This window comes from Pedobacter sp., from assembly GCF_045628745.1.
GTDB lineage: Bacteria > Bacteroidota > Bacteroidia > Sphingobacteriales > Sphingobacteriaceae > Pedobacter.
Window position 1 is genome coordinate 1 of the sequence record NZ_JAZQPU010000002.1, and the last position, 8711, is coordinate 8711.

13 protein-coding genes are annotated in these 8711 nt (G+C 41.9%); 11 read left to right on the forward strand and 2 right to left on the reverse strand.

The annotated features are described in order from the left end of the window. The 10 genes from ACR2F7_RS00105 to ACR2F7_RS00150 form a co-directional block, all read left to right on the forward strand. Positions 1 to 265: CAP domain-containing protein (locus ACR2F7_RS00105; RefSeq protein WP_432711580.1), on the forward strand; the 265-nt coding region annotated here is incomplete at its 5' end. A gap of 173 nt (positions 266 to 438) precedes the next feature. Then, positions 439 to 2748: a putative monovalent cation/H+ antiporter subunit A gene (locus ACR2F7_RS00110; RefSeq protein WP_432711581.1), complete on the forward strand. Its 2310-nt coding sequence runs from the start codon at positions 439 to 441 to the stop codon at positions 2746 to 2748. Positions 2749 to 2750: 2 nt separating this feature from the next. Continuing rightward, positions 2751 to 3164: a Na+/H+ antiporter subunit B gene (locus ACR2F7_RS00115; protein ID WP_432711582.1), complete on the forward strand. Its 414-nt coding sequence runs from the start codon at positions 2751 to 2753 to the stop codon at positions 3162 to 3164. Between the two features lie 2 nt (positions 3165 to 3166). After that, positions 3167 to 3523, forward strand: a complete 357-nt coding sequence (locus ACR2F7_RS00120) for a Na+/H+ antiporter subunit C (protein WP_432711583.1) — start codon at positions 3167 to 3169, stop codon at positions 3521 to 3523. After that, positions 3520 to 5022 (forward strand): proton-conducting transporter membrane subunit, encoded by a 1503-nt coding sequence (locus ACR2F7_RS00125; RefSeq protein WP_432711584.1) that lies wholly within the window; start codon positions 3520 to 3522, stop codon positions 5020 to 5022. The genes ACR2F7_RS00120 and ACR2F7_RS00125 overlap by 4 nt, the downstream gene beginning before the upstream one ends. A gap of 28 nt (positions 5023 to 5050) precedes the next feature. Next, positions 5051 to 5509, forward strand: coding sequence for a Na+/H+ antiporter subunit E (locus tag ACR2F7_RS00130; protein ID WP_432711585.1), 459 nt, complete (start codon positions 5051 to 5053; stop codon positions 5507 to 5509). After that, positions 5506 to 5772: a monovalent cation/H+ antiporter complex subunit F gene (locus ACR2F7_RS00135; protein ID WP_432711586.1), complete on the forward strand. Its 267-nt coding sequence runs from the start codon at positions 5506 to 5508 to the stop codon at positions 5770 to 5772. The genes ACR2F7_RS00130 and ACR2F7_RS00135 overlap by 4 nt, the downstream gene beginning before the upstream one ends. 2 nt (positions 5773 to 5774) lie before the next feature. Further along, positions 5775 to 6113 (forward strand): monovalent cation/H(+) antiporter subunit G, encoded by a 339-nt coding sequence (gene mnhG, locus ACR2F7_RS00140; RefSeq protein WP_432711587.1) that lies wholly within the window; start codon positions 5775 to 5777, stop codon positions 6111 to 6113. 325 nt (positions 6114 to 6438) lie between these two features. After that, entirely contained in the window at positions 6439 to 6792 is a 354-nt protein-coding gene (locus tag ACR2F7_RS00145) for a DUF6152 family protein (protein WP_432711588.1), read from the forward strand. Beyond that, positions 6746 to 7282 (forward strand): DUF6644 family protein, encoded by a 537-nt coding sequence (locus tag ACR2F7_RS00150; RefSeq protein WP_432711589.1) that lies wholly within the window; start codon positions 6746 to 6748, stop codon positions 7280 to 7282. Before ACR2F7_RS00145 ends, ACR2F7_RS00150 begins: the two co-directional genes overlap by 47 nt. On the opposite strand, the gene ACR2F7_RS00155 is transcribed toward ACR2F7_RS00150, so the two are convergent. After that, a complete protein-coding gene (locus tag ACR2F7_RS00155) occupies positions 7251 to 7748 on the reverse strand; it encodes a hypothetical protein (protein ID WP_432711590.1) in 498 nt (165 codons plus the stop codon). The genes ACR2F7_RS00150 and ACR2F7_RS00155 overlap by 32 nt on opposite strands. A 75-nt stretch (positions 7749 to 7823) precedes the next feature. Further along, positions 7824 to 8141 carry a zf-TFIIB domain-containing protein gene (locus ACR2F7_RS00160; RefSeq protein WP_432711591.1) on the reverse strand — a complete coding sequence of 106 codons (318 nt, stop codon included), beginning with the start codon at positions 8139 to 8141 and terminating at the stop codon, positions 7824 to 7826. Between the two features lie 243 nt (positions 8142 to 8384). Here ACR2F7_RS00160 and ACR2F7_RS00165 point away from each other — a divergent pair. Further along, positions 8385 to 8711: zinc metallopeptidase (locus ACR2F7_RS00165; protein ID WP_432711592.1), on the forward strand; the 327-nt coding region annotated here is incomplete at its 3' end.

Below are 8711 nucleotides of genomic sequence, written 5' to 3' on the forward strand. Positions count from 1 at the left end.
AGATATGTTCGACAGGGGTTACTTTTCTCATTATACCCCTGAGGGGGAAGATCCCTTTGCGCGGATCAGGAAATATAGGGTATCATTTATGAGTGCCGGTGAAAACCTTGCCCTGGCACAAACATTACCTTTGGCACATGTAGGTTTAATGAATTCACCGGGCCACAGGGCTAATATCCTCAATCCCAGTTTTGGACGTTTAGGCATCGGTATTTTAGACGGCGGCATATATGGTTTAATGATCACCCAAAATTTCAGGAATTAACCAGGCAGCCTGTCCTTAATCTAAGGTTGATTTTTAAGAACTTAGCCTCTTTTCAAAGAAACAGCTTAATGCCAAAACTGTAACTTATCCATGGTTTTTGTATCAAAAAGACCTGATTTACCGTATTTTTTTACTATTTTAGTGAAATTCATTAAAATTCTTAAAAAGACTAAATGCTATTTACTGTACTTTCAGGATTAATAACATCGGGCCTTATGATTCCATTCGGAAAGTTTTTCCGGACTAAATGGGGTACAGTTCTCGCTCTTTTACCTATCCTATTATTTTGTTATTTCGCCGCACATATTCCCGCTATCAGCATGGGGCAAGTGCTTTACCAACATACCAAATGGGTACCGTCGCTGGCGATTAATTTCGATTTCCGCCTGGATGGGCTATCCCTTTTATTTAGCCTGCTGATTACCGGCATTGGGGCCTTTATTTTCATTTATGCCAGTGCCTACCTGAAGGGGCACCCCTATAAAGACCGCTTCTTTGGTTACCTCTGCCTGTTCATGTCGGCCATGCTGGGCCTGGTGCTCTCTGATAACATCCTGCTGTTGTTTGTTTTCTGGGAGCTGACCAGCATCAGTTCTTTTTTCCTGATCGGATTTAACAACGACAATGCCGATTCCAGGAAAAGTGCCCTCACGGCCCTGAGCATTACCGGCTTAGGTGGCTTTTTTCTATTGGCAGGCTTGGTTTTACTTAGCCAGATTGCCGGCACTTACTCCATTCAGGAATTGATGACTAACAGTGAACTGATTAAAAATCATAAACTGTACCCTGTGGTACTAGGTTGTGTATTTGTTGGGGCCTTTACCAAATCAGCACAATTCCCTTTCCATTTCTGGCTGCCGGGAGCCATGAAAGCGCCTACCCCTGTTTCCGCCTACCTCCATTCTGCAACCATGGTCAAGGCAGGAATCTTTTTACTGGCACGTTTCACCCCCATATTAGGCGATACCCCTATCTGGACTTATACCTTAATGATTGTAGGTGGTTTCACCATGTTATATGCCGCAATCCATTCCTTATTCCGCATTGATTTAAAAGGTGTTTTAGCCTATTCCACCATTGCCGCGCTGGGCATGCTTACATTCCTGATTGGTTTAGGCACTAAAGAGGCTTTAATTGCAGCCAGCACCTTTATTGTCGTGCATGCCTTGTATAAAGCGACTTTGTTTCTGATGACAGGCATTATAGACCATGAAACAGGCACCCGCGACTTAACAAAACTTTCTGGTTTAAAGCATGTGCTGCTTCCCGTTTTTCTTGCCGGCTTACTGGCTGCCCTTTCCAGCGCAGGCCTGCCCCTGTCGTTCGGTTTTATTGGTAAAGACCTTATTTATGAAGCTACCTTACATGCCGACAAACACCTGGCCCTTTATTTAACCATCGCCGCAGTAATTACCAATTTATGCCTGGTGGCTGCAGGTTTTATGGCCGGTATTAAACCATTTACAGGCAGTTTACCTCCAGCATTTGAAAAGGTGCACCTGCCTTATAAGGCCATGTGGATTCCTCCTCTTCTATTAGGCCTTTTGGGTTTTCTGTTTGGCTTTTTCCCCGGCATCATCGGCGAGCACCTCATCAATCCAACGGTACAAATCATGACCAATGAAAACCCAGCAGTACACCTTAAAATATGGCATGGCTTTAATACAGTGCTCATTTTAAGCTTATCTACCCTGGCTGCGGGTACCTTGATCTACCTTGTCAACAAGCCTAGTGCAGTAAAGTTACAGGCAATTGGGCGTTTCGACAGGGTTTCGCCGCAGGCTTTTTTCACTTCCCTGACCGGAAGTTTTATCAATTTTTCAAGCTGGTATACCAATACCATGCACAATGGTTATTTGCGGTCTTACATCATTAAGATCATCATTTTCGCAGAACTTTTACTGGCTTATGAGCTCCTCATTGGCGGTCCTATTTATATCGATTACAGCAAATTATCGCCCATCAGTATTTATGAAGGCGTTAATGTGGCCATCCTGATGGCAGCAGTCTATTTAACCGTAACCACTCCCTCCAGGCTTACCGCCGTAGTGGGCACCAGTGTAATAGGTTATGCCATCTGTTTGATGTTCGTTTTTTACAGTGCGCCAGATCTGGCGATGACACAATTTACCATAGATACGCTTACGGTGGTGTTATTTGTACTGGTGCTGTTCAACTTACCACCATTTTTGAATTTTGCCAACCGACCAGAAAGATACCGGGATGCCTTTGTGGCCCTGGCTTTCGGCACCATCCTGTCGTTAATAGCCATCAAAGTATTGCAAGTGCCCACCACTATAGAAAGCAGTGATTTCTATGCCAAGTATGCCTACACACTGGCAAAGGGAAAAAATGTAGTGAACGTTATCCTGGTAGATTTCAGGGGTTTCGACACCATGTTTGAAATTGTGGTATTGAGCATTGCCGCCCTGGGCGTATATAGTTTAATTAAACTGAGGTTAAAAGCTTCAGAAAAAGAATAACCATGAGAAGCACCATATTACAAACCGCATCGAAGTATCTTTTACCGATTTTATTTTTATTTTCCATCTTCCTGCTGCTCCGTGGCCATTATTATCCCGGGGGAGGTTTTGTTGGCGGACTGGTAGCCTCCATTGCTTTTGTGCTGCACAGCTTTGCTTTTGGCACGGAAAATACACTGAAAATTCTACGTTCAAAACCCATGACGCTCATCCCTGTGGGCTTAGGCATTTCAGCTTTGAGCATGTTTCTACCTGTATTTGTGGGCTACCCGGTAATGACAGGCTTATGGTTTGAGCATCCCATCCCTGTAATTGGCATGATAGGTACCGCCTTATTTTTCGACATCGGCGTTTACATGGTGGTCATAGGTGTGGTACTCACTATTTTATTCACCATCTCCTCCAGTACACACTAATTATGGAATTACTACTCGTTTTCTTAATTGGCATACTTTACGCCAGCGGGGTATTTTTGATCCTCAGGAGAAGCATGGTCCGCTTACTTTTAGGAATAATGCTTTTAGGTAACGGCACAAACATGCTTATTTTCTTACTCGGCAATATTACCAAAGGTAAACCACCCATCATTGAGGAGAACTTTAAGGTTTTCAAAGATATCTATGCAGATCCTGTACCCCAGGCGCTGATTTTAACAGCCATTGTCATCAGCTTTGGTCTCACCTCCTTTGCTATTGTTTTGCTGAAACGTGTCTATGCTTTGGTCAACTCAGATGATTTAGACGATTTAAACACCCCGGAAGAAGAAGATATATGATCGATAACGAAATTATTGCAACAGTACTTGTCCATTTATTCACTGCAATTATACAACTAGGCTTCTGGAGAAAAACAGTTACACAAAGAGTATTGAGTATCATTGGCTGTATGGCTGGTTTTATATTGGCGCTCCACCTGTTTACCAAGGTTTTTAACGGCACTATCCTCACCATGAATGCAGCCAATTGGGAAGCTCCTTTTGGCATTGTTTTCGTTGCCGATACGCTGAGTACCACCTTAGTTTTACTCACTTCCATTGCTGCCCTTGCGGTATCTATATTTTCTGCCACAGGTGTTGGCAGGGCAAGGATGTTATATGGCTATTTCCCTATTTTCCACTTTTTAATTATGGGCCTTAATGGTGCCTTTTTAACGGGTGATATTTTTAACTTATATGTTTGGTTTGAGGTGATCATTATTGCCTCCTTTGTGCTGTTAACCTTAGGCGGCCGCAAGGCACAGTTAGAAGGTGCCGTAAAATACATGGCCCTTAACATTTTGGCCTCCACCTTTTTTTTAACGGGGATAGGCATTTTATACGGCATCACCGGCACGTTAAACATGGCCGACCTGGCGCTAAAAATCCCTAAAGTGGCCGACCAGTCCATCGTCAATTTAACCTCCATGTTTTTCCTGATTGGCTTTGGTATTAAATCGGCCGTTTTTCCACTATATTTCTGGCTGCCATCTTCTTACCACACACCACCCTCAGCTGTGGCGGCAACCTTCGGCGGTTTGCTCACCAAGGTAGGTTTATATGCCATATTCAGGGTTTTTACGCTGATTTTTGAACCTAACGAGTTTATCAAAACGGTATTCATCACCATGGGCGTCATGACGATTTTAACCGGTGCTTTCGGGGCCATCATCAAAGACAATATCCGCCGGATGTTTTCTTATTTAATCGTCTGCCATATTGGTTTTATCATCGGTGGCATCGGTTTATACACCAAAATTGCCTTAATGGGGGCTATTTTTTACCTCATTCATGACATCATCATCAAGACCAATTTATTCCTCATTGCCGGCTTAATCAGGCAGTTGCGGGGCACCATGAACATGACTAAACTGGGTGGCATTTATGCGGCATACCCTAAAATATCTTTGCTGATCGCGCTGGTGCTGTTTTCATTGGCAGGTATACCCCCATTATCTGGTTTCTGGCCTAAAATCTATTTGATAGAAGCCGCTTTCGCCAGCAAAAACTATTTCTTCATTGTCAGCATTATCATTGGTAGCTTTATTACTTTATATGTCATTGCTAAACTCTGTGGTCAGGTATTCTGGAAAAATGCTTCTACAGATGTCGATATTATAGATAGTTTTGAACCCTTGAAATTCCATAAAAAAGTGTTGCTGGTGTTACCCATAGGGATCCTGGCTTTTACCACACTTTACATCGGCTTAAATGCAGAAATGATTATTAAAGTGGCCGACAAGATCTCCACAGAGATGCTGGATACCAGGCCTTATATTAAAGCAGTTTTAGGTAAATAAAAGAGCAGCTATGATTAAACATTTTTTAATGAACTTACTGCTCTCCTTTATCTGGGTAGCATTAACAGGTTCCATGTATTATTCTAACTTTTTGTTTGGCTTTATGATTGGTTTCCTGATCCTTTGGGTGATGAACCGCAATGAAGACGACCAGCGTTATTTCTACAGGGTACCCAAAACTATAGGTTTCCTGTTTTTCTTTCTTTATGAAATGCTGGTGGCCAATTTTCAGGTAGCCTATGATGTGATTACGCCGAAATATTTTTTTCAGCCCGGCATTATCCGTTATCCGCTGGAAGCAACCACCGACCTGGAGATTAACTTGCTGTCGACCATTATTTCCATGACCCCGGGAACCTTGATCCTGGATATCAGCGAGGATAAAAAATCGCTCTTCATCCATGTGATGTACCTCAAGGATAAAGACAAGTTTATTACACAGATGAAGAATGGATTTGAGAAAAAATTATTAGAGATATTACGATGAGCTTAGCAACATATTTTGATTACGTTATTTTCCCTATCCTCACCATTTCGGTGGTGCTGGTGTTTATCCGTTTGTTTAAGGGCCCCGAAGTGGTAGACCGGGTAATTGCCCTGGATTTGATCATTACCATCGGCATTGGGCTTATTACCACCTATAGCATCCGTTCAGGACAAGCCGTATTGCTGGATGTAGCCATGATTTTGGCGCTAATTGCCTTTCTGGGCACCATTGCCTTTTCCTTTTATTTAGATAAAAATAAATAACCATGACCAATATAATCATCGCTATATTGAGCACTATTGGTGCTTTAGCTATTTTATTTGCTTCGATCGGTATTTTGAGGATGCCAGATTTTTACTTGCGCCTGTCGGTAACCGTTAAAGCGGCAACAATGGGCGTAGGCTTACTTTTAGTGTGTGCAGGCATCATTTTTCCTGATGTATCGGTAACCACCAAAGCTATCGCCATTGCCTTCTTTTTGATCCTTACCGCACCTGTTGCCGCTCACATGATTGGCAGAACTGCTTACCACACTAAAATACCTACCTGGAAAGGCACCATTATAGACGAGCTGAAAGAAGAAAATGAAAAACCTAAGGTTTAACCTTTTATCATCACTTGATCGTTACTTTGTCATCACTAAACATTCCCTAACCTTTAGTTAACTGTTCAATAACTTATAGCACGGCGTTATTAGGGACTTGGTAGGGAGCAGCTGGCGGATTCGTTGCGCAAATCCGGTAGCAAACCGGTAGCAGGTCGGTAGCAAGTCCGCTATATAAGTAAGCTTACAGCAAGTGATGGGTTAGCGAGCGGTAAGGTACAGACTAGCTATTCTTAAGCTGTAGTTATTTCGATGATTCACAAAATTACCTGTCATATTCCCAGCTATTTTAATTAAATTTAAATAGCATTTAATACAAAATCTTATGGCATACTTAAGGAATATCACACTGGTTATGATCATGTTGATGAGTATATCATTTATTCCCTTTCATCATGGATGGGCTAATTATGATCAAACAAAAGTACTTGATTTTAAAGCGGTGGTGGAGGAATCTACCTTTGAGAACCCACATGCCCTGGCAAAAGTACCTTTACAAGGTAAAACCTGGACGGTATACCTTGCTCCAGCAAGCAGGATGACTGCCCGGGGTTTATCGGCAGACATGATTAAAAAAGGAACGGCCTTGAGAATTGTGGCTTATCCGCACAAAACCGTTAAAACAGAAATGCGTGCAGAGCGCATCTTTGTGGATGGTGAAAAATACGAATTGCGTTAAGTTGCAACCCTTTATTAACCCCTGGCTGGCATGGCTTGAAGACTCTGCATGGGCACATGCTATCCGCCAGTCCTTGTGGCTTTACCCTGCCCTGGAGATCATCCATATTATGGGTATTGTTTTACTGGTGGGTGCCGCCTTTTTATTTGACCTGCGGCTGTTGGGTTATAACAAAAACCTGGCACTGGCGGAGCTTGCTACTTATCTGCTGCCCATCTCCAGAAAGGGACTGTTCCTTATTATACCATCGGGCATTTTATTGTTTATCACTAATGCAAAAAGCCTGGGCATAGACCCTACATTTTGGTTAAAAATGCTTTTACTGCTGATCGCCGCCTTAAATGTATGGGTTTTTCATCGCTTTATATATACCCTGCCACTCGCTTTTAGCTTTCCAGACCAGATTCCTTTTGTGGCCCGACTTTCTGCGGTGATCTCTATTGTATCGTGGATGGCAATTATTGCCTGTGGCCGCTTGTTAGCTTACTAGCAAGCAGTTGATGGATTCGCAGCCGGTTGTATTGTTGCAGTAAAATAGGCAATATATTATAGATAAGGTTACTGAAACAGATGAAAAAAGCAAGCAAATATTGTTGAGCAGCTATACTAAAGACCGTGCTCAGCAAGAAGAATATAAAGCAGCTATAATGAAAGCGTTCATACATGGCGATGGTTTTAAGGTAATCTTCTGCCCTACGGAGATTTTTAAAGTCGCCATGTTGAACAAACCTTCGCAATTTTCTGATGCCGTATTGCGTATAAAATGAGGTTTTACTGCTCAGTTGCAATGCAACGTAAAAAGTGGACGGTAAAAAGGCAAAACCAAGGCTGAGGACTAACGAACCGTATAACCACAGGTCTGGTGTTTTACCCAGCCAAAACCACAATATAGGCAAGAAAGCCATGCTTGTCCAGACAACATTTAACAATTGATTTCTGGTGTTTTGGCCTTCCATAGCGGTACCATCTTTAAGCTTCGGGTTTTATACAGCGGTTGAGTTTAAAATTTAAAATCAACCGCTAGCGATGTTTTAGAAATCAAAAAGATCATTTAAAAAGGACTTCTTTTTATAAGGCTGTTTTTGGTGATGCCCTTTATTATACTCGTTATAACCATACTGCTGGTAATCCTTTTCGTAATTCTCTTTTTTAGCATAATGGTCAGCAGACTGATCCATAATTTTCTCCAGTTCACCTCGATCTAACCAGATACCCCGACAATTAGGACAATAATCAATTTCTACACCGCGCTTTTCGCTCATTAACAATGTTTCATTACAAGAAGGACATTTCATATCTCTATAGTTTTTGGTTTGATCATCTGACAATTCATAAGATAACGCCGCCATTTTACGAAGCGTATACCTCTAGCGTAACAATTTAATGCCTGTTTCATCTAAATTATAAAGGTTTTCTGGATTGGCATGTGGAACAGCTGCTTGCATTAAATTCCGTTTAACAACAGACTTCAATTCTGACGGTTTTTTGATGATTTCCCCATTTACAAAATCTTGCTAATGCTTATTTTTGTATACAGGATAACAGTTTTATTATAGAGGATCACTATTTAAAGAAAAAAAGACATGGGATTAATGGGTTATTATTTAATAGCAGGAATAATGTTTATTGTTGGGCTGATTGTTGGTAACAGGCTCAAAAGTAAATTTAAGGAATACAGTGAGATTGGCCTTCGAAATGGCATGAGTGGTAAAGAGATTGCTGAAAAGATGCTTTCAGATAATGGCATTTATGACGTACGTGTGCTTTCTACGCCGGGCAAGCTGAGTGACCATTATAACCCTGCTGATAAAACGGTAAACCTGAGTCCTGATGTGTACGCTGGCAGAAGTATTTCTGCTGCTGCCGTTGCGGCACATGAATGCGGGCATGCGGTACAACATGCTACTGCTTATCACATG

What these genes read in the sequence shown, in the direction of transcription:
- ACR2F7_RS00110 (WP_432711581.1), top strand. Translation starts at nt 439, where the DNA reads ATGCTATTTACTGTACTTTCAGGATTAATAACATCGGGCCTTATGATT.
- ACR2F7_RS00115 (WP_432711582.1), top strand. Translation starts at nt 2,751, where the DNA reads ATGAGAAGCACCATATTACAAACCGCATCGAAGTATCTTTTACCGATT.
- ACR2F7_RS00120 (WP_432711583.1), top strand. Translation starts at nt 3,167, where the DNA reads ATGGAATTACTACTCGTTTTCTTAATTGGCATACTTTACGCCAGCGGG.
- ACR2F7_RS00125 (WP_432711584.1), top strand. Translation starts at nt 3,520, where the DNA reads ATGATCGATAACGAAATTATTGCAACAGTACTTGTCCATTTATTCACT.
- ACR2F7_RS00130 (WP_432711585.1), top strand. Translation starts at nt 5,051, where the DNA reads ATGAACTTACTGCTCTCCTTTATCTGGGTAGCATTAACAGGTTCCATG.
- ACR2F7_RS00135 (WP_432711586.1), top strand. Translation starts at nt 5,506, where the DNA reads ATGAGCTTAGCAACATATTTTGATTACGTTATTTTCCCTATCCTCACC.
- mnhG (WP_432711587.1), top strand. Translation starts at nt 5,775, where the DNA reads ATGACCAATATAATCATCGCTATATTGAGCACTATTGGTGCTTTAGCT.
- ACR2F7_RS00145 (WP_432711588.1), top strand. Translation starts at nt 6,439, where the DNA reads ATGGCATACTTAAGGAATATCACACTGGTTATGATCATGTTGATGAGT.
- ACR2F7_RS00155 (WP_432711590.1), bottom strand. Translation starts at nt 7,748, where the DNA reads ATGGAAGGCCAAAACACCAGAAATCAATTGTTAAATGTTGTCTGGACA.
- ACR2F7_RS00160 (WP_432711591.1), bottom strand. Translation starts at nt 8,141, where the DNA reads ATGGCGGCGTTATCTTATGAATTGTCAGATGATCAAACCAAAAACTAT.